Source organism: Streptomyces sp. NBC_01235 (assembly GCF_035989285.1).
Lineage (GTDB): Bacteria > Actinomycetota > Actinomycetes > Streptomycetales > Streptomycetaceae > Streptomyces.
Window position 1 is genome coordinate 8,373,358 of sequence record NZ_CP108513.1, and the last position, 19,439, is coordinate 8,392,796.

The window sequence follows — 19,439 nt, forward strand, 5'->3', positions numbered from 1 at the left end:
TCGTCCGGGGCGGGACGGTGTGATCGACTGCGGGCATGAGTCTGACGAGCGAGGTCTTCCTGGTGGGGGACGACGGTGACCTCGACATCCTGGCCGGGGAGAGGGACGGCCGGCCCGACGGCATGGATCTGGCCGGACCGGAGTCGTGGCGCACCGAGGTGTGGGGGTCGCGGGCCATCCGCCGGACCGGCGCGCGTTTCCTGCCGGCGTTGGTGAGCGTGCACAACGGTGATGTCGTCGCGCCCGACGAGATCCCCGCTCTCCTGGCGGAGATCGCCCTGGTACGGGCCTGCCTGACGCGACTCGCCACGGAGACCTGCCCGCCCGACCGGACGGCCGAGAGCCACCGCCACCACATCTCCAGTCGCCTCGACGGCATCGAGGCGAGCGCGCGGTACGCCGGGCGGGTCGGCGGCGGACTGCTGATCTGGTAAGCGGTCTAGACTCTCCCCGCAACGGCCCGAACTCGCACGGTCGAGAATGGGCAGAAAATGCCAGACCCGAAGGGTATTCGGCGCTTTGATACGGATAGATTCAGTCACCAAGCGATACCCGGACGGCACGGTGGCGGTCGACCGGCTCTCCCTCGACATACCGGACCGTTCGATCACCGTCCTCGTCGGCCCCTCGGGCTGCGGCAAGACGACCACCCTGCGGATGATCAACCGGATGGTCGAGCCCAGCGAGGGCACGATCCTCATCGACGGCGTCGACAGCCGTCAGCAGTCGGTCAACACCCTGCGCCGGTCCATGGGTTACGTCATCCAGAACGCCGGACTCTTCCAGCACCGCACGATCGTCGACAACATCGCCACCGTGCCCCGGCTGCTCGGCTGGAGCAAGGACAAGGCCCGCGCCAGGGCCCGGGAACTGATGGAACGGGTGGGGCTCGACGCCTCGTTCGCCAAGCGCTACCCCTACCAGCTCTCCGGCGGCCAGCAGCAGCGCGTCGGCGTGGCCCGGGCGCTCGCCGCCGATCCGCCGGTACTGCTCATGGACGAGCCCTTCTCCGCCGTCGACCCCGTCGTCCGCAAGGGCCTCCAGGACGAACTCCTGCGCATCCAGGACGAGTTGGGCAAGACCATCGTCTTCGTCACGCACGACATCGATGAGGCGGTCAAGCTCGGCACGATGGTCGCCGTGCTGCGCACCGGCGGCCGGCTCGCCCAGTTCGCGCCGCCCGCCGAGCTGTTGTCCGACCCAGCCGACGCGTTCGTCGAGGACTTCCTCGGCGCCGACCGCGGCATCCGGCGCCTGTCGTTCTTCTCCTCCGACGGCCTGGAACTGCTCACCGCCCCGATCGTCGCGATCGACGCCACCGCCGAGCAGATCGCCGCCCGCGGCGCGGCCGACGCCCCCTACGTCCTCGTCACCGGACTGGACGGCCGTCCGCTCGGCTGGAGCGCACCCGCCGGGCTGACGGCCGGACAGGTCGACATCGACCGACTGCTGCCGTTCGGGCGGCCGTTCGTCGCCGGCCGCGACTCGCTGCGCGCCGCACTCGACTGCGCCGTCCTGTCGCCCACCGGCTGGGCGGTCGCCGTGGACGCCGAGGGCCGGGCCGCCGGAGTCGTCTCGCAGGCTGCCATCGGCGAGGCCATCCGCGGCGCCCACGCGGCAGGGCGTGAGGAACGGCGGACCACCGCCGAAACCGCTCGGAAAGTCATCCGGTGAACCGCTTCTTCGACATCCCCAGCGACCTCCAGCACGACTGGCTCGGCCTCATCGGGCTGCATCTGCGCGAGGCCCTGCTGCCGGTGCTGGGCGGGCTGTTGCTCGCGCTTCCGCTGGCCCAGCTGTGCGTGCGGCTGCGCTGGCTGTACCCGCCCGTGCTGTGGGTGACGACCGTGCTCTACGCCATCCCGTCGCTGGCCTTCTTCGTCGTCCTCATCGACTACACGGGGCAGACCGAACTGACGGTGATGATCCCGCTCACGGTCTACACCCTGGTCGTGCTCGTCCCGGCGATCGTCGACGGCGTGCGCTCGGTGCCGCAGGAGACCCTCGCCGCCGCGACCGCCATGGGCTTCGGGCCCGTACGCCGTTACATCCAGGTCCAGTTGCCGATCGCGGTGCCCGCCATCATCGCCGGTCTGCGGGTGGCGACGGTGTCGAGCATCAGCCTCGTCAGCGTCGGCATGCTGATCGGCAACCAGGGCGCGCTCGGCAACCTGCTGCACGACGCGCAGATCTACAACAGGCCGGAACTCGCCTGGAACTCCGTGATCACCAGCGCCGCCCTGGCGGTTGTCGCGGACGCCCTGCTGGTCGTCGTGCGCGTCCTGCTCACCCCCTGGATGCCGAGCGGCATACGCGCCGGAAAGTCCAGGACCACCGGGGTCCGGCCCGATCCGGCCGTGCCCGCCCTGGAGGACGCAGCCCGGTGAACGTACTCAATTTCGTAAACGCCTTCTTCAGCGACAGCGCGCACTGGCAGGGTTACGACGGAATCCCCATCCGCTTGTGGGAACACGTCCAGTACTCCCTGGAAGCGCTTGCCCTCGCTGCCGTCATCGGGCTGCCGGTCGGCCTGGTGACCGGTCACTACGGGCGCGGCGGAAACGCCCTTTCCCTGGTCGCCACCGCCGGCCGCGCGCTGCCCACCTTCGGCCTGCTGGTGGTGACGACCATCGTGCTCGGGTTCGGCATGCTGCCCGTCATGATCCCGCTGGTCGTCCTCGCCGTGCCGCCGATCCTGGTCACCACCTACGAAGCGGTGCGCTCCGTCGATCCGTCCCCCGTGGACGCCGCGCGGGGCATGGGCATGCGCGAGTCCGACATCCTGCTGCGCGTCGAACTGCCCGTGGCGCTCCCGTTGATCCTCGGCGGCCTGCGCTCGGCGGCCATCCAGATCGTCTCCACGGCCACCATCGCCGCGTACGTCAGCCTCGGCGGCCTCGGCCGCTACATCGTCGACGGCCTCTACCAGCACGACTACGAGAAGGTCGTGGGCGGCGCCACCCTGGTCGCCGGCCTGGCACTCGCGACACTCGCGGTGTTCTGGGCGGCGACGAAGGTGACGGTCTCACCGGGGGTACGCAGGAGCAACTAGCCCTGAACGGGAGGGCCGTACGGCGATGGCGTCGACCTCGAACAGCATGCCCGGCAGGGCCGGCGAGGCGACCGCGCTCAGGGTCTGCGTCGGCAGGCACTCGCAGAGGGGGTCACCTCCGGATCGAGCGAAGCCGAGAGTGGGGGAGGGTGTGCAGGGCCTTGCCCAGCGCCTCCGGCCCGCCGGGGTCGTGGTCCACGACGAACGTACCCAGCAGTACGACGTGCTGGAGACCGAGACCCATCCCGGCCAGGGCCGACTCCAGCCGGTCGAAGGCCACTTCCGCGTGGGCGGCGAAGTCGCCGGGCACGGGGGGCGCCGGACGCGTCCGAGGCGTACTGCCCGCGAGGAAGACGAGTTCACCGGGCGCCGACACGGCATGTGTTTCTGGTTCGACCTATGTTTCCGACCGTTTCCGCCTGTTTCCGCGGGGCGCGTCCTGTCGGTCAGCCCTCAGAACGTGCCAGCGCCTGTTCCAGTACGACGAGCAGGGCGTCGCGCACCGAGCCGCGCTCGCGGGCGTCGAAGACGAGCAGCGGGACGCCGTCCGACACGTCGAGGGCCCAGCGGACCTCGTCCAGCGTGTGCGCGACGTGACCGTCGAAAGCGTTTACAGCAACGGCGAACGGGATCTGCTTGTGCTCGAAGTAGTCCACGGCGGCGTAGCAGTCGTCGAGGCGCCGGGTGTCGACGATGACGAGCCCGCCGACCGCGCCCTCCACGATGTCGTCCCACATGAACCCGAACCGCTCCTGTCCGGGCGTGCCGAACAGATACAGCTTCAGCGTCGGGTCGATGGTGATGCAGCCGAAGTCCATCGCGACCGTGGTGGTGGTCTTGCGCGGGGTGTGGCTGAGGTCGTCCACGCCCGCCGCGACCTCGGTGATCGCCGCTTCGGTGGTCAGCGGCTCGATCTCGGAGATCGAGCCGACGGCGGTGGTCTTGCCCACGCCGAAGCCGCCCGCGATCACCAGTTTCACCGGCAGCGGCGGCCGTACGGCGGCCTGCCCGGCCGAGGTGCGGACCAGCGGTTCAGTCGGTGTCACGGAGTACCCCCCGGGAGTCGGGGATGGCCCGCAGGCCATCGATAACCCTGCGCAGAACGGATGCGTCGTGGGTGACGCCGGAGTCGGGCACGTGCACCGACAGCTGCCCCGCCGCCCGCAGGTCCTCGGCGAGGACCCGCACCACGTTCAGGTGCAGCCGCAGCCGGGCCGCGATCTCCGCGATGGACTGCGGCACACGGCAGGCGGCGACGATGTCGTGCTGTTCGAAGGAGAGCCGGTCGAGCGTGTCGAGCCCGTCGGTGGTGGCCACCAGCTGGGTCTCCACGGGCATCGTCCGGCCGGACGACGCCTCGCCCGCGCCCGCCACCCGGCCGGCGGTGACCAGGAAGGGCCGGACGGCGGACGCGGGGCCGACGAGGGCGACGCCGTCCTCGTCGGCCCCGCGCGGTGTGCGGCCGTCCGCCATCGGTGTTCGCTTTCTCTACGGTGGCACGCGGGTCAGCGCGTACGCGTGGCGCCGACGCTGTTCTTCAGTTCCAGGACGAGCTGCGGGCTGAGCGCGGTACCGGCGCGGTTGGCGAACACCGTCATCTCGTAGGCGATGTTGCCCAGCTTGGCCTCCTTGTCGGTGACCACGCCGAGGACGGCGCCGCTGCCGATCGCGGAGACCAGGACGTGGCCGCCCTCCAGGTCGATGATGACCTTGTTCAGGCCGCCCAGACCGTAGTTGCCGGAGGCGCCCGCGGCCAGGCTGGTGATGCCCGAGACGATCGCCGCCAGCCGTTCGGAGTCGGCGTGCTCGCGCAGTTCCGACACGGCGATCAGCAGTCCGTCGGAGGACACCGCGATGGCGTCCACGACCCCCGCGGTCTCGGTGGCGAAACGGTTGAGCAGCCAGGTGAAGTCGGCTGCGGCGGCCCGCAGATCGGTCGGCCTGGCATCTCCGGCGGGAGTCTCACCTGTCGACGTGCTCACTGCTCGGCTCCTTCCGGAAGGTGGTTCTGGTGGTGCGTGGTGTCCCGGCCGCCGATGGGGTCGGTGATCGGGTCCGTGATCGGGTCGGTCCGGTCGGACGCGTCGGACGGCTCTGTCCGGTGGGTCCGGGCGGTCTGATCGTCGGGACGGTGGTCGCGTCGGCGGTCGTTCCCGCGAGCGATCGGGTCTTCGGGGGGGATGACGGCGGGGACGACGTCGGCGTGGGCGCCGGTGTCGGTTCCGGTGTCGGTCCCGGCGTCGGCGCCCGAGCGGGTGTCGGTGGGGCGGGGGTGTTCACCTGTGTCCCCACCGGTGTCGCGGTGCGCGCGTGCCACGGCCGCCTCGAACTCCTCCAGCGCACTGCGCACGGCGTCCGCGTCGGCGGGGCGGGCGGACTGCCGCGCCGCCTGTTGGGCGGCGGCTTCGACGGCCGTCCGCAGCGTGGCACCGCGCACCCGCCGCCGAAGGGGACGGGAGCCGTCGGCACCGACGTGGGATCCGTTGGTGCCGGTGCCGGTGCCGGTGCCGGTGCCGGTGCCGTTGTCGGCCTGGGCGGGGACCCCCGCGGCGGGGAAGTCGGTCCCGGCCCGGGCGGAGAGCGGACCCGCGGGACCTGCGATCGGGCCGACCGTCGACGGTTCACCGGCGCGGTCGCTGGCGATCGGCTCCGCCCGGTGGGCGGGATTGCCTTCGATGCCGGCCGGGCGGGAGGGCTGCGTCGGCTCTGCCGTACCGGCGGAGGGGTGGGGCTCGGCAGCGCGGGCGTGCGGTGTCGGCTCCGTTGTTCCGGCGGGGGCCGCGTGTTCGGCCGTACGGGCGTAAGGCTCGGGCGCCCCTTCCGCGCGGGTGTGGAGCGTCGGCTCGGCCGTCCGGGGTGCCGGGATACCCGGGCCGGCCGGCCGGGCGCGCGACGCTGGCTCGGCTGAGGTCTCGGGTCCGGGCGTGTGGGCGGGGGGCGCGGAGTTCGCCGTACGGGCGGAGACACCGCTTTCGGCCGGCGTTACGGAGGTACGGGCCTCGGCCGGCGTTGTGGAGGTACCGGTCTCAGCGGTACGCGACGCGGTACCGGCCTCCTCAATAGCTGCGGACGTACCGGGCTCGGCTGTACGGCCGGAGTCTCCGGGCTCGGCTGTACGGCCGGAGGCTCCGGACTCAGCCGTACCGACGGAGGTACGACGCTCAGCCGAACGGCCGGAGGTACTCGGCTCGGCTGTGCCTGCCGGGGCACCGGTCCCGGCCGTACCCACCGATGTCACGGTCCCGGCCCCGGTCCCGTCGGTCTCGTGCGTCGCGGTCCCCGTGGCGGCCGTCGGAACGCGTGGTGTTCCGGTAGCGGTTGCCGGGTTGTGCCGGGTCTCGGGCTCGTCCTCGGCGGGGGACGGGGCGCGGCGCGGGACGCGGCGGGGGAGCGTGGTCGGGTCGTCCTCGCGCGTGGCCCAGGACGGGACCGAGGAGGACGGGGAGGGGCCGGCCGCGGGTGCCGACGGGGCGGCGAGTGCGGCGGGGGCCTGGGAAGAAGGTGCGTCGGCGGGACCGGGCCGGCCGGCCGGGCTCAGCTGGCTCATGGTCAGCAGCAGGGTCGACGGGATCAGTACCTCGGCCGTCACGCCGCCGCCGGGGGTGCGGGACAGCGTGACGTCGACGTCCCAGCGGCGCGCCAGCGCGCCGACCACGAACAGGCCGAGCACCTTCGTCGGGACGAGGTCGAGGCGTTCGCGCCGCACCAGGCGGGCGTTCTCCTCGGCGAGGCGCTCGGCGCTCATGCCCAGACCGTGGTCCGCGACGGTGATCGACGCGCCGTCGTCGTCGGAGCCGACCACCACCTCGACCGGGCTGCCCTCGGGCGAGAACGACACCGCGTTCTCCAGGAGTTCGGCGATCATCAGGGTCAGGTCGCCGATGATGTCGGGCTCCACCATGGCCTCGGTCGCGGCCCGCAGCCGTACCCGCTGGAAGCCCTCGATCTGGCCCAGCGCGGCGCGTACGACGTTGGTGAGCGCGGTCGGACCGGCGTCCAGGACGGTCTCGCGGATGCCGGCCAGCAGCATCAGGCTGTCGGCGTTGCGGCGCAGACGGACCGCGATGTGATCGATGGAGTAGAGGCGTTCCAGCAGTGCCGGGTCGGTCTCGCCCCGCTCCACCGCGTCGATCAGAGCAAGTTGGCGGGTCGTCAGATTGCTGACGCGGCGACCGACGTTGCCGAACATCTCGGCGACGTTGCGCCGGCTGAGCACCTGGCGCTCCAGCAGCGCGGCCGCGGTGGTCTGCACGTTGTTGAAGGCCTCGGCGAGTTCACCGATCTCGTCGTCCGCGGTGACGGGCAACTCGCGCAGCCGCGGGGAGCCGGACTCCTCGGCGTCGTCGTCGGCGACACGGGCGAGCTCGCGGCCCGCGACGTCGGCGACCTCCTGGGCGGCCCCGGTCAGCGCCAGCACCGGACGGACCACGGAGCGGCGGACCAGGATCGAGAAGGCGATCCACAGGGCGAAGCAGATCAGTGCCAGGTTCAGCAGCAGGCCCGCGCGCCACTGGGCGCTGGAGGAGGTGTCGTCGGCCCGGTCGGCGATCTGGTCGATGAGCGACGCGGTGATCTTCAGCCGGGTCTTGGCCTGCGCGCTGTAGTCGGGGTAGGAGGCGATGGCCGTCCGGAACGCCGCACGGATCGCGCCCTGGGACTCGGCCTGCAACGCGCTGGGGTCCACCGCCAGTTCGGCGTAGTGCTGGCCGATCGAGGCCTGTGAGGCGTTGTGCTCGATGCCGCCGAACTCGTCGGACTGCGCCTGGGTGGCGAACCGCTCGAACCGTTCGGCCTGGTAGGTGAACAGCGCGTAGGAGCCGACCGCGCCGGTGAACTCGATGAGCGCGTTGCTGTCACCGGTCCGCGCGGAGAACACGCCCGTCTCGTAGGCGCCGTGCGCGGCGTCGGCGCGCAGCAGAGAGTCGAGGAGGCTGCCGGTGAAGGTGGTCGCGAGGGCGGAGTTGCGGTCCAGGCCCAGGCCGTCGATGAGGCCGTCGGCCGCACCCGAGTACGCGGGGTCGATGTTGTCGGCGGGCAGATAGCCCTGCTCGATCGTGGCCCGCAGGCCGGCCAGACCCTGGACCTCTCTCAGCGCCTGCACCTCGGTGTCCGGCAACTGGTCGCCGAACGCGTCGATCACCTTCCGCACCTGCGCGTCCACGGCGAGCTGCGCCTGCCGGTAGCCGTCGGTGGAGGGGGTGCCGCCGTCGAAGGACGCCTCGTGCCGCACGGAGAGCAGGATCGCCTGCTGGTGCTCGTTCTGGAGGTCGGCGACGAGCTGGGCGACCTGGGTGCTGTCGCGCACCAGATGGGCGGCGTCCTCCGCGCGGTTGGACTCCTGCACCAGGTCGACGATGAGGTACGTCAGCAGCAGGGCGATCACCGTCAGCGGGATACCGACGAGTACGTTCAGCTTACGCCGGAAGGGCCACCGGTCGGCGAAACCCCGCAGTCCCCGGCGCACGGACGACGACGGTGACGAGGATGCCGCCCGGGCGGGCGCGTCCACCTCTTTCGTGGACACCGGGCCTCCTTCAAGGGGGGTGTTGCAGGCGTGCAAGGGGGTGCTGCGCGCATGCCGTCTCTCTGCACGCGTGTGTCCGGATGTGAACGGCACGGAAGCGGCCCCCGCACACCGCTGTGGCCGACGCCGACTGCTGTGGCGGACGCCAACTTCGGCGAGACTATCGCTTGTTCGAACGGTCGAGCGTGGCCCTACGTCAAGAATCCATTACGAAGACGTGCACAAGGGCCTTTCGGGGACCTCGGGAGGAGTACACAGGTGGTCTCCCGATCCGTACGCAAGTGATCACGGATCGAAGCCGATCGGTAACCCGGCTGCTCTTGACTGATCAAGAAGCCGGTGGATTGGATCAGGCCAGAGTGTTTGAGTTCTCATCAACCCCCCAGTTCGGAACGGGAACCGTGACTTCCAACGCCCACAGCAGCAGGTCCCTCAGGAACCACCCAGGTGCGGCGGCCGTCGCCCTCGCCGCGATGACGGCCCTGCTGGCGGGATGCTCCTCCTCGTCCGACGACACCTCCGACCCGCTCGCCGGCGACAAGGCGGCCGGTGACACCGTGGTCGTCGGCTCCAACAACTTCGCCGAAAGCATCCTGATCGCCGACATCTACGGCGAGGCCCTGAAGGCCAAGGGAATCAAGGTCTCCTACAAGCCCAACATCGGCAGCCGTGAGACCACGTACGGCCTGCTCAAGAACGGTTCCATCACCGTCCTGCCGGAGTACAACGGCTCGCTGCTGGCCTACCTGGACGCGAAGGCCACCCAGACCTCGCTCGCGACCGTGAACGCCTCGGCGAAGACCAAGCTCGACTCCAAGCTGACGCTGCTGGAGTCGTCGCCCGCCGAGGACAAGGACTCCGTCACGGTCAACGCGGAGACCGCGAAGAAGTACAACCTGACCGCGACCTCCACGCTCGACGACCTCAAGGACATCGCGCCGGACCTGGTCCTCGGCGGCTCGCCCGAATTCCAGACCCGTCAGCAGGGCATGCTCGGCCTGGAGTCGGTGTACGGGCTGAAGTTCAAGTCCTTCAAGGCCCTCGACGCGGGCGGCCCGCTGACCCAGGCCGCGCTGAAGAAGAACACCGTGCAGGCCGCGGACATCTTCACCACGGACCCGACCATCACCAAGGAGAAGTTCGTCGTCCTCCAGGACCCGAAGAACCTCTTCGGATTCGCGAACGTGACCCCGCTGGTCTACAAGAGCGGGCTCTCCCAGGAGGGTATCGACGCGCTCAACGCCGTCTCCGCCAAGCTCGACACGAAGACCCTGCTCGACATGGACTTCCAGGTGCAGCTGGAGAGCAAGGACCCGCTGGACGTCGCCAAGGCCTGGCTGAAGTCGGCCGGGCTGGGCTGACCTTCGCCGGGACCGCGTTGAACTGTCGAACCGTTCCATCGTTGAACGATTGAATCGTTGGACACAACAGCAAACGGACCGACCCGGGGTACCTCGCAGCACTCGCTGCAGGAGGGTGCCCGGGTCGTCCTGAACGGAACCACCCGCACCGTCGGCGAGCTGATCGCGCTCGCCGACGGTGCGGCCGTACCCGCCGTGGCCCCCGAGGCTCCTGAGGCCCGCGAGCTGCCGTACGGTCCTGGCGGACCGCGCGGCAGCTCGCCGCCACCGGGCCACGCCGTCCTGGCGCGGGGCCTGGAGGAACCCGTCGGCTTTGCCGGACAGGCCGCCCGTCGGACACTGCGCGCCACGGATGCCTATGCCATCGTCCTCGCCTGCGAACTCGTAGCTGCAGTAAGGGCGTTGAGGATGCGCCGCCCCAGCCCGCACTCGCACCCGGTCCCGCCGCCGGTGTCGGCCTTCGCTCTGGCGACGGCCTCCCTGCCGGCCGGCAGGGAGGACCGCCCACTGATCGGCGACGTGACGACGGCGACCGAACTGCTTGCGGTTCTCGCCGAGTTGTGAGCCGCCTGAGCCGGACGTCTCATGTGACGGCTCCGGCTCGGCTCGGTACCGAGGTGTCAGTGGCCCAGGTACGCACATGGCTCACGCATCAAGAGCGCGTGTGTCAGTAGCCCACGTAGAACGTCGCGTCCTGCTGCTCCGTGGCCGTCGAGATCGGGTCGATGCGCAGCACGTAGCTCGAGTGCCGGATGTAGCGCGTGGGGTTGTTGTACGAGCGGAACGAGGACCATCCGGCGTCCGCCAGGCCCGCCGTCCGGTAGAAGGTCGCGTCCCCGGCGAACGTCGACGTGCCGTCGTTGACGTCGAGTTGGAGCTGGTAGTTGTAGTGCCGAAGGTAGCGGGTCGGGTAGTTCACCGACTGGAATGAGACCCCGGAGCTGTCGGCCAGGCCGGGGACGAGCTTCCACTGCGAGTCGGTGTACGGAACGAAGGGGTACGTGTCGATGCGGCCGACGTAGTTGGAGTGGCGGACGTAACGGTCAGGGAAGTTGTAGGACTTGAGTCGGTTCCACGCGGGCGCGCCCCACTTGGCCACCAGGTTGTTGTACTCGGTGCTGGTGATCGTCGTGATGCCGCAGTGCTTGGAGTTGAGCGGCTGGGTGTAGGTTCTCTGGTCGAGCGCGGTCCAGGTGCCCGCCGCGAGGTCGGTGGACTGCCAGGCGTAGAAGACGCCGTTGGGGGTGTACGTGTCCCCCCACAGCCACCAGGTGCTGGACGTGAGGGACTTGACCAGGGTCGGCGCCTCGGTACCACCGTGTGCGACACCCGTGTTGAAGACCGTGAAGCTGCCCGGGTCGAGGGAGGTGGAGCGCGCGCCCACCAGTGTCTGGTCCTTCTTGAAGTAGAGGTAGTTCACGCCGTTCACGCCCACGGCCATGTCGCCGTCGATCACGTCGTAGCCGGGGTCGAAGAAGACCTGGGGCGCCGAGGCCGTGACGAAGTCGGTCGTGTAGTTGACCATGATCACGTTGTGGCCGCTGGAGTTGACGGCGGAGTAGATGAGCGCGTACTGCCCGCGGCTCGCGTCCCAGAACGCCTCCGGCGCCCAGCTGTGGGTGTTCATGTCGTGCAGCTTCAGCCGGTGGTAGCCGGTGAAGGTGCGCAGGTCGGTCGAGTTCCACACGTGCACGTACTGGCTGACGTAATTCCAGTCGGTGCCCTTGAGGTCGGTGGCGAGCACGACGAAGGTGCCGTCCTGCTTGCGCAGGATGAACGGGTCGCGCAGTCCGAGCGCACCCTCGGTGGGGGTGACCACGGGGTTGTTCTGGTTCAACGGCATCCAGCGCAAACCGTCGGTGCTGACGGCGAGATGGAGGCCGTAGTCGGAGCCGGCGCCGAGGTCGGTCGACTCGGTGAAGTAGCTCATCACGTACGCCGAGTCGGCCGCGTGGGCGGCCGGCACGCCGAGGGTGAGAGCCAGGGGGACGGAGGCGGCCGCGCCGAGGAAGAGGCGGCGGGACGGGTTGGGGGTCATGTGCGCTCCAGGGGGTGCGGGGTGCCCTTTGCTGTCGACCAGGAATTCGAAATATCGAACAGGGTTCGATGAGTCGGTCAGAAGGTAGGGGCGTAAGAGGAGCAGGTCAATCACTGGGACACGCTTGGCGGTTTTCCGCCTTGCGCCTGTGTGCGGCCCATGAAATTCCGACGATCCCGCCGACGGGCCGGGCTAGCCTCGGCGACCGTGAACAGGAGACGGCAGAAGAAACTGACGAAGCGTCTGGTGGCGGCGGCGAGGTTCGAGAGGGGCCCTCAGGTCGACCAGCTGCTTCGGGCCGGCGCCGATCCGGCGGCAGCCGACGTCGACGGAACAACTCCTTTGTACGCGGCCTGCGTTCAGGGGGCCGCCGACACCGCCCGTCGGCTGCTCGCGGCCGGAGCCCCACCCGACGCCGAGAGTGCCGGCCTCGGTGCCGAGGGAACGCCCTTGTGCGCGGCGGCCTGTTGGGGTTACACCGATACGGTCCGCACCCTCCTCGCCCACGGCGCCGACCCCAACCGCCGCGAGGACCACGGCACCGGACTGACGCCGCTGGAGTGGGCGACCGCCGGACCGCACCCGGAGACCGTCGATGTACTGCGCGCGGCCGGTGCCCACTGACGACGTTTGCGGGGTGCGGGGCGTCTGAGTGGTGGGGCGTTCAGGTTGGTACGGCAGTCTGGGCGACCGCCGTCCGGCCGTCCGTCCGTCCGACCGGCCGTCCGGCACGGCGGCTGAGAGTCGAGGGCCGGCGGCTGAGGCAGGGGGTAGGGGGGCAGGGGGAGTGGGCAGGGCGCCGAGGGGCGGGTGTCGGGCGGGCCCTCGGTCGGCCGGTGGACCGAGGGCCCGGTCGGCCGGTCGGCCGGTCGGTGGGTCGGTGGGTCGGTGGGTCGGTGGGCTGGTGGGCGGGTGGGCCGGTCACTCGTCCGCGTCCCGGCCTCAGTGCGCCGGGCTCGGCCGACGGTCGACCTTGTCGACGTCGTCGATCAGCCGGTCGATCAGCGCGATCAGTACGTCCCGGCACGACTCCCGTTCCCGCGCGTCGCACAACAGCACCGGAACGTGTTGCGGCAGCGCAAGCGATTCCCTGATCTCCTCCGTCGGATACGGATGCAATCCGTGGAAACCGTTTACCGCGACGACGAAAGGGATGCCCCGGCGCTCGAAGAAGTCGATCGCGGCGAAGCTGGACTCCGGCCTGCGCACGTCGATGAGGACCACCGCCCCCAGGGCACCGATCGCCAGGTCGTTCCACATGAACCAGAACCGCTGCTGGCCGGGCGTGCCGAAGAGATACAGCACCAGGTCGTCGCCGATGGTGATCCGTCCGAAGTCGAGGGCGACGGTGGTGGACCGCTTCTCCTCGATGCCCTTCAGGTCGTCGACGTCCAGTCCCGCGACGGTCAGCGGCTCCTCCGTGCGCAGCGGCGCGATCTCACTGACCGCCCCGACCATGGTGGTCTTGCCGACGCCGAAACCGCCGGCGATGAGGATCTTCACCGTGTCGGGTGCCGCTGCCGGCTCGGCGGAGGGAGCGGGGTGAGCGGTGGGAGTGGTGGGATCAGATCCGGCCAAGGCCGTCCCTCACTTTCTGCAGCAGGTCCAGGTCCCGGGCACCGGTGACGGCACGGGGTGGCCGGGCCGTGATCAGGCCCGCCTCCAGCAGGTCGCAGAGCATGATGACGACCACGCTCACCGGCAGGTCGAGGTGGGCCGCGAGCTCCGCCACGGCGACCGGCCGGGCGCACAGCCGCAGGATCCGGGTGTGCTCCGGCTGCGGCCTCGCGGCCCGCTCGGGCGGCGGGTCGACCGCGGTCACCGTCGTGATGAGCGTGAAGTCGGCGCGGCTGGGCCGGGTTCGCCCACCGGTGAGGGTGAACGGCCTGACGAGCCGGCCCGCTTCGTCGCCTACGCTCACCTCACCCGCCGTTGGTGCGGACGGCGGGACCGACATGGGCCCGCGGCGCCGCGCTGAGGTGCTCGCCGATCTTCTTCACCAGCATGTTCATCTGGTAGGCCACCACACCGACGTCCGCGTTCTTCCCGGCCAGCACGACGAGATGGGCGCCCGGCCCGGCAGAGGTGAGGATCAGGTAGGTGTGGGCCATCTCGATGAGTGCCTGGCGCACCGGCCCGCCGCGGAAGTCCATGCTGACGCCCTTGCTGAGGCTCATCAGACCGGACGCTGTCGCCGCCAGCCGCTCGGCGTCCTCCCGCAGAAAACCGGTGGACTTGCTGACCACCAGTCCGTCCTCGGAGAGGACGACGGCCTGGTTCACGTCGGCGACCCGGTCCACGAGACCGGTGAGCAGCTGGTCGAGCTGGGTGTTCGTGCCGGGGACGGAGTGTGTCATCGCGGTGTCCTTCATGAGCGGTCGGCGGGCGGTGTCGGGGTCTGGGCGGTGCCTGCGGCGGCGACCGGCGGTCCGGGGGCGGCCTCCTCGGCGGACGTCTCCTGTAGGCCCGACAGTGCCACGTCGACGCCGGAGTCAGCGCCCGCGCCAGCGCCGGAGACGGAGCCGGCGCTGGAGTCGGTGTCGGCGCTGGAGTCGGTGTCGGTGTCGGTGTCGGCCTGTGCCCGCAGCGTGCCGCGCTGGAAACCGGCGAGGGAAGAGGCAGCGCGCTCCGCGGTGAAGTCGTCCGGGAAACCGTCTTCTTCGGCGGAAACAGACGACGCGGAGTCCTCGCGCAACTCGGTGGCGAGGCTGGTCTGCGGCACCCGGCGTGGCAGCGGGGCGAGGCCGACGGGGCGGGCGGCCGCCCCGTCGGCCCGGACCGGCGCCGTCGCCACCTCGCGAGAGTGGTGTGCCGGGTTCGACGTCGTGCGCCTCGGGAGTGGGGAGTGGCTCGTCGGGGACGTATCGCCCGCCGGGGACGGAGAGTCGGTTACCGGCTCCGACGTACTGCCCGCCGGGGGCGCGGACGCGGACGCGGACGGGGACAGGGACGGGGAGTCGGGTGTCCGGTCGGAGGGGTCTTGTGCCGGGAAGGGCGACCGGTCGTGCTCGGGGCCGGGCCTGCTGTGCTCCCGCTCTCGGGTGGACATGGTCTGTGCCGGGGTGGCCGTCTGCCGTGCCGGCGGGGATGTTTCCTGTGCCGCTCCGGATGTTTCCGGAGTCTCGCCGCCTGTCAGCCTCGCTTCGTCGACCCCGGGCGTCGCCGCGCCGGCCGTTTCCCGCACCGCACCGGACGGCGCCCCCGCCCCCTCGTCCGACCTGCCCCGTCCGGGCGTCGGGAGGTCCGCCTCCGGGGTGAGGGGTCCAGCGGTCGTCGGTTTGCGGGAGACGCTTGCCACTGGCGTTTCGGTGCCGGGAGCCTCGCGGACCACGATCTCGTGCGGGACCAGGACGATGGCGGTGGTGCCGCCGTACGGCGAGGAGCGCAGGGTCACGGCGATGCGATGCCGGGTCGCGAGCCGGGCGATCACGAACATGCCCAGACGCAGGTCGTCGGCGAGCGCCACCACGTCGAACTGCGGAGGGACCGCCAACTGCGCGTTGAACGAGACGTAGTCCTCCTCGGACATGCCGAGGCCACGGTCCTCGACCTCGATCGCCAGACCCTTGGCCACCAGCGCGGCCCGTACCCCGACCGGGCTGGGCGCCGGAGAGTAGGAGGTCGCGTTGTCGATGAGCTCGGCGAGCAGATGGATCACATCGGCCACGGCGGGCGGCGCGATGCACACCTCTTCCTCGGTGTGCACCTCCACCCGCCGGTACTCGGCCACCTCTCCGACGGCGCTGCGCAGGATGTCGATCAGCGCCACCGGCTCAGACCAGCTGCGTCCTGGCCGGCCGCCGCTGATGATGACGAGGTTCTCCTCGTAGCGTCGCAACTGGCTCGCGGTGGAGTCCAGTTCGTACAGGCCGCCCAGGATGTCGGGGTCCTGGTGCCGGCGCTCCAGCGCGTCGAGCTTGCTGAGCTGGAGGTTGACCAGGTTCTGGCTCTGCCGGGCGATGCCGAGGATGACCTTCTGGAAACCGCGCCGGGTGTCGGCGAGTTCGACCGCGGTGTGTACGGCGGTGCGCTGCGCCGTGTTGAACGCCTTGGCCACCTGGCCGAGTTCGTCGGTGCCGTAGTCCAGCGGCGGGGTCGCCGAGTCCACGTCGACGGTCTCCCCCCGGTCCAGCCGGGCCACCACGTCCGGCAGCCGTTCGTGCGCCAGGCTCAGCGTGGCCATCCGCAGCCCGCGCAGCCGCCGCGACAGCGAGCGGGTGATCCGCCAGGACATGCCGACGCACAGCAGCAGGGCGACGAGACCGCCGGCGCTCAGCGAGGCGGCCTTGATGAGCAGCCCGCGCGATTCGTCCGCGCTGTGCTGCAACAGCGTGGTGGTCTGCTGCTGGATGAGTGCCGAATACTGGTCGGAGACGTCGATGAGCGCGGCGCGCCACACCTTCTGCACGTCCGGCAACGCGATGTCACCGTTTTCGCTCTGTTTCGCGCGGGCCGCGAGCACCTTGTCCTCGACGGATTGAAGGGTCTGCCACTGGTAGCTCGTCAGGATCTTCTCGGTCTGCGCCTTCGCGGTGCCGGTGAGCGAGGGGACGATCTGGTCCTGCACGAGCCAGCGCCGCGTGTTCACCAACTGCGCGAACGCGGCCCACGCCTTCTGGTCCATCCGCTGCTTCGGCCCGGCCAGCGTGAGGTGCAGGTCCTCCTCGGAGACCAGTTCGGCCGCGTGTTCCAGGGCGACGAGCGGGCCGGCCTGCGAGGTGAGGTCGCCGTCGTCGACCTGGGACAGCTCCTGGAAGGCGTGGATCTGGTCGTCGATGATCGAGGTGTACTGGTCCAGCGCCTGCGCTGCGGTGATATCGGTGGGTTCGTCCACCTGGCCCCGGTAGTACTCCAGGCTGCCCACCGAGGCGACGACCGAGTACAGCCGGTCCCTGACCCGGGCGGGCGCCCGCTGGATGTCGTCCTTCCGGGCGGCCAGCTTGGCGACCGCCGCGTCCGTCTGCTTGCGCTGTGTCTCCAGCGCGGCCCGGGAACCGTCCGGCGAGGCCAGCCACACGGCCGACAGACTGCGTTCCCGCTGCAGCGAGAGCGTCGCCTCGGTGCCCATGGCACCGGTCGCCCGGCTCAGTTCGGTCTGCGCGCGCAGCCGCAGCCCCTCCGAGAACATCTGGGTCGTCGTCACACCCCACATGGCGGCGAGGGTGACGCTGGGCACCAGCGCCAGGAGAATCAGGGAGAGACGTATGGAGCCGAGACGGCGGCGCCGGGCACCTGTCCGTGGAGACATAGTCGTCCTAGGGCGATCACGGGGGAGGGGGAACGGGGGAATTGCCTGGTCAGCGGGTTCCGGCGGCGGCGAAGCGGGTGACGTCGGCGACGTTGGCCTTCGTGACGAAGGCCGGGCCCGTCAGTACGGGGGCCACCCCGCCGCCGCTGATGTTGCCGTTGGTCTTGTAGAGCCAGAGCGCGTCCACGGCCAGGTAGCCCTGGAGATACGGCTGTTGGTCCACCGCGAACTGCACGCTGCCGTCGCGGACGGCCGCGACCAGGTCCTTGTTGAGGTCGAAGGTGGCGACCTTGGCCTTGCTGCCCGCCTTCCCCACGGCCTTCACCGCGGCGAGCGCGAACTGCGCGCCGTTGGTGATGACTTCGTCGATGTCGGGGTCCTGCTGAAGGCGGGTGGTGACGGCGGAGGCCATCGCGTCCATGTCCGTTCCGTCGACGTAGAGCATCTCCGTCTCGCCGGTGAACGCCTTCTTCACCCCTGCGCAGCGCGCCTCCAGGGCGATGTTGCCCCGCTCGTGAATGACGCACAGGGCGTGTTTCGCACCGAGACCGTCGAGTTTGCCGCCGACGGCGCGGCCCGCGACGCTCTCGTCCTGGCCGAAGTGCTCCAGCAGTCCCACCGAACGCCAGGCGTCGATACCAGAGTTCAGGCCGACCACGGGTATGCCGGCCGCCTTGGCCTCGGCCACCGGACTCTTCATGGCCTGCGGTTTGGCCAGCGTCACGGCGATGCCGTCGACCCGGTTACCGACCGCGTCCCGCACCAGCTCGGCCTGTCCGGCGGCGTCGGAGTCGCTGGCGTAGGTCAGGTCGACGCCGTCCTTGGCGGCCGCCGCCTCGGCGCCCTTGCGCACCAGTTCCCAGAAGGCGTCGCCCTGGGCGCCATGGGTGACCAGGGTGATCTTGATCCGGTTGCCCGCCCGGCCCGCCGCGTCCATGTCCGAGCCGGACGACGTGGCGCCGGAACAGCCGGCCAGGAGGAGACAGCAGGCCGCGGCCAGGGCGGCGAGGCGCAAGGATCTGAGGGATCCCGGAGACGGGGGAGCGGGGAGGGGAGTGTTCATGGGGGGCTGCACCTCGCTGTGCGGCAGAGCAGGGGGACGGGGCGAGCGGCGCCGGAGCGAGGGGGTGTGCCCCGGCGAGAGACATTCTTTGGCTCGGAGCCAACCGTGTGTGACCGGCGGGAGTCAAGTGAGCAACCACGTGGGGTGAGATGCCGCTGCCGCATTGTGATCTGGGACGCGGTCGACGCGGCAGGGGAGGACATGTCCGCAGGTGAGTTGACTGATCGTCAATCCTGCTGGGCCTCTCTGCACCGTGCTGGACTCAGGCCTTGCGCGCCACCGCCCCGTACATCGCGATGTCCTCGTCGCGGACCACCTCGATGCCGGTGCCGTCGGGGCGCCAGCGGTGGACCTGGGCGATGCCGGGGTCGACGAGGTCGAGGCCCGTGAAGAACTCCGCAGCCTCCGCGCGGGTACGCAGCCGCATCGGCATGCCACGGGCCGCGTACTCCAGGGCGACCCGGCCCACCTCGTCGGGCGCGAAGTCCGCGGTGCCGATGGACATGGCCAGGTAACTGCCCGAGGGCAGCGGGTCGAGGAGGCGGCGGACGATGCCGACGGCGTCGTCCTCGTCGAGCAGGAAGTGGACGATCGCGATCACCGTGAGGGCGACGGGCCGTCTCAGGTCCAGTGCCGTACGGAACTCGGGCGCGGCCAGGATGCCCACAGGCTCGCGCATGTCGGCCTCCAGGCAGACCGTGCGGCCCTCGGGCGTGCTGCCCATCAGGTTCCGGGACAGGTCGAGGACGAGCGGGGTCGTTGTCGACGTACACCACCCGGGCGTCCGGGGCCGCTGCCTGGACGATCTCGTGGAGGTTGGGCGACGTGGGAATGCCGCTGCCGATGTCGAGGAACTGACATATATCCGCCTCCCGCGCGAGGTGGCGCACGGCGCGGTTCATGAAGTCGCGGTTGGCGCGCATGTGGACCACAAGCGCGGGCCACTCCTGGACCATCGCGTCCCCGGCCTCGCGGTCAGCCGGGTAATGGTGCTTACCGCCGATGATGTAGTCGTAGATCCGTGCGGAGTGCGCCGTCCCGGTGTCGATGGCGTCGTTCTCGTCGCTGTCCATGCGCATCAACCTCCCACTGCCGGCAGGGCGGCGAAGGGCGATGTGCGATTTTTTCACCCTCCGCCCCTCGGTGGAGGAAA

Annotated in this window: 18 protein-coding genes and 1 pseudogene; 7 read left to right on the forward strand and 12 right to left on the reverse strand. The window is 70.4% G+C overall.

The features are described 5' to 3' along the window. Positions 1 to 35 precede the first annotated feature (35 nt). The 4 genes from OG289_RS37710 (at position 36) to OG289_RS37725 (ending at position 3,052) form a co-directional block, all read left to right on the forward strand. Complete coding sequence (locus OG289_RS37710) at positions 36 to 434, forward strand: hypothetical protein (RefSeq protein ID WP_327318496.1); 399 nt, start codon at positions 36 to 38, stop codon at positions 432 to 434. Positions 435 to 519: 85 nt separating this feature from the next. After that, positions 520 to 1,674 carry an ABC transporter ATP-binding protein gene (locus tag OG289_RS37715; protein ID WP_327318497.1) on the forward strand — a complete coding sequence of 385 codons (1,155 nt, stop codon included), beginning with the start codon at positions 520 to 522 and terminating at the stop codon, positions 1,672 to 1,674. Next, on the forward strand, positions 1,671 to 2,387 hold the full coding sequence (locus tag OG289_RS37720; protein WP_327318498.1) for an ABC transporter permease: 717 nt from the start codon (positions 1,671 to 1,673) through the stop codon (positions 2,385 to 2,387). Before OG289_RS37715 ends, OG289_RS37720 begins: the two co-directional genes overlap by 4 nt. Next, a complete protein-coding gene (locus OG289_RS37725) occupies positions 2,384 to 3,052 on the forward strand; it encodes an ABC transporter permease (RefSeq protein WP_327318499.1) in 669 nt (222 codons plus the stop codon). Before OG289_RS37720 ends, OG289_RS37725 begins: the two co-directional genes overlap by 4 nt. 112 nt (positions 3,053 to 3,164) lie before the next feature. Here OG289_RS37725 and OG289_RS49830 read toward each other — a convergent pair whose 3' ends face one another. From OG289_RS49830 to OG289_RS37750, 5 genes are all read right to left on the reverse strand, one after another. Further along, a complete protein-coding gene (locus OG289_RS49830; protein ID WP_442819017.1) occupies positions 3,165 to 3,428 on the reverse strand; it encodes a RidA family protein in 264 nt (87 codons plus the stop codon). Between the two features lie 70 nt (positions 3,429 to 3,498). Continuing rightward, entirely contained in the window at positions 3,499 to 4,098 is a 600-nt protein-coding gene (locus tag OG289_RS37735; protein WP_327318500.1) for a GTP-binding protein, read from the reverse strand. Beyond that, a complete protein-coding gene (locus OG289_RS37740) occupies positions 4,085 to 4,525 on the reverse strand; it encodes a DUF742 domain-containing protein (protein ID WP_327318501.1) in 441 nt (146 codons plus the stop codon). Before OG289_RS37740 ends, OG289_RS37735 begins: the two co-directional genes overlap by 14 nt. Positions 4,526 to 4,557: 32 nt before the next feature. Then, the gene (locus tag OG289_RS37745; protein ID WP_190147619.1) at positions 4,558 to 5,034 is read right to left on the reverse strand and encodes a roadblock/LC7 domain-containing protein; all 477 of its coding nucleotides are present in this window, start codon (positions 5,032 to 5,034) and stop codon (positions 4,558 to 4,560) included. Then, positions 5,031 to 8,576 carry an ATP-binding protein gene (locus OG289_RS37750; protein WP_327318502.1) on the reverse strand — a complete coding sequence of 1,182 codons (3,546 nt, stop codon included), beginning with the start codon at positions 8,574 to 8,576 and terminating at the stop codon, positions 5,031 to 5,033. Before OG289_RS37750 ends, OG289_RS37745 begins: the two co-directional genes overlap by 4 nt. Positions 8,577 to 8,977: 401 nt before the next feature. Here OG289_RS37750 and OG289_RS37755 point away from each other — a divergent pair, with 401 nt between their 5' ends. Together OG289_RS37755 and OG289_RS37760 are read left to right on the forward strand one after the other, a co-directional pair. Then, on the forward strand, positions 8,978 to 9,937 hold the full coding sequence (locus OG289_RS37755; protein WP_327318503.1) for an ABC transporter substrate-binding protein: 960 nt from the start codon (positions 8,978 to 8,980) through the stop codon (positions 9,935 to 9,937). Between the two features lie 57 nt (positions 9,938 to 9,994). Then, entirely contained in the window at positions 9,995 to 10,501 is a 507-nt protein-coding gene (locus tag OG289_RS37760) for a hypothetical protein (protein WP_327318504.1), read from the forward strand. Between the two features lie 103 nt (positions 10,502 to 10,604). Here OG289_RS37760 and OG289_RS37765 read toward each other — a convergent pair whose 3' ends face one another. Continuing rightward, positions 10,605 to 11,975, reverse strand: coding sequence for a glycoside hydrolase family 43 protein (locus tag OG289_RS37765; protein ID WP_327318505.1), 1,371 nt, complete (start codon positions 11,973 to 11,975; stop codon positions 10,605 to 10,607). A 207-nt stretch (positions 11,976 to 12,182) separates the two neighbouring features. Here OG289_RS37765 and OG289_RS37770 point away from each other — a divergent pair, with 207 nt between their 5' ends. Further along, on the forward strand, positions 12,183 to 12,599 hold the full coding sequence (locus OG289_RS37770; protein WP_327318506.1) for an ankyrin repeat domain-containing protein: 417 nt from the start codon (positions 12,183 to 12,185) through the stop codon (positions 12,597 to 12,599). A 318-nt stretch (positions 12,600 to 12,917) separates the two neighbouring features. On the opposite strand, the gene OG289_RS37775 is transcribed toward OG289_RS37770, so the two are convergent. The 6 genes and pseudogenes from OG289_RS37775 to OG289_RS37800 all read right to left on the reverse strand — a co-directional run bounded on the left by OG289_RS37775 (position 12,918) and on the right by OG289_RS37800 (position 19,365). After that, entirely contained in the window at positions 12,918 to 13,553 is a 636-nt protein-coding gene (locus OG289_RS37775) for a GTP-binding protein (RefSeq protein WP_327318507.1), read from the reverse strand. Further along, positions 13,540 to 13,896, reverse strand: coding sequence for a DUF742 domain-containing protein (locus OG289_RS37780; RefSeq protein WP_327318508.1), 357 nt, complete (start codon positions 13,894 to 13,896; stop codon positions 13,540 to 13,542). The genes OG289_RS37775 and OG289_RS37780 overlap by 14 nt, the downstream gene beginning before the upstream one ends. A 1-nt stretch (position 13,897) precedes the next feature. Continuing rightward, positions 13,898 to 14,332 carry a roadblock/LC7 domain-containing protein gene (locus tag OG289_RS37785; RefSeq protein ID WP_327318509.1) on the reverse strand — a complete coding sequence of 145 codons (435 nt, stop codon included), beginning with the start codon at positions 14,330 to 14,332 and terminating at the stop codon, positions 13,898 to 13,900. An 11-nt stretch (positions 14,333 to 14,343) separates the two neighbouring features. Continuing rightward, entirely contained in the window at positions 14,344 to 17,223 is a 2,880-nt protein-coding gene (locus OG289_RS37790) for a sensor histidine kinase (protein ID WP_327318510.1), read from the reverse strand. A gap of 49 nt (positions 17,224 to 17,272) precedes the next feature. Further along, entirely contained in the window at positions 17,273 to 18,286 is a 1,014-nt protein-coding gene (locus tag OG289_RS37795; RefSeq protein WP_327318511.1) for a substrate-binding domain-containing protein, read from the reverse strand. 262 nt (positions 18,287 to 18,548) lie between these two features. After that, a pseudogene (locus OG289_RS37800) lies at positions 18,549 to 19,365 on the reverse strand (SAM-dependent methyltransferase). Positions 19,366 to 19,439 lie beyond the last annotated feature (74 nt).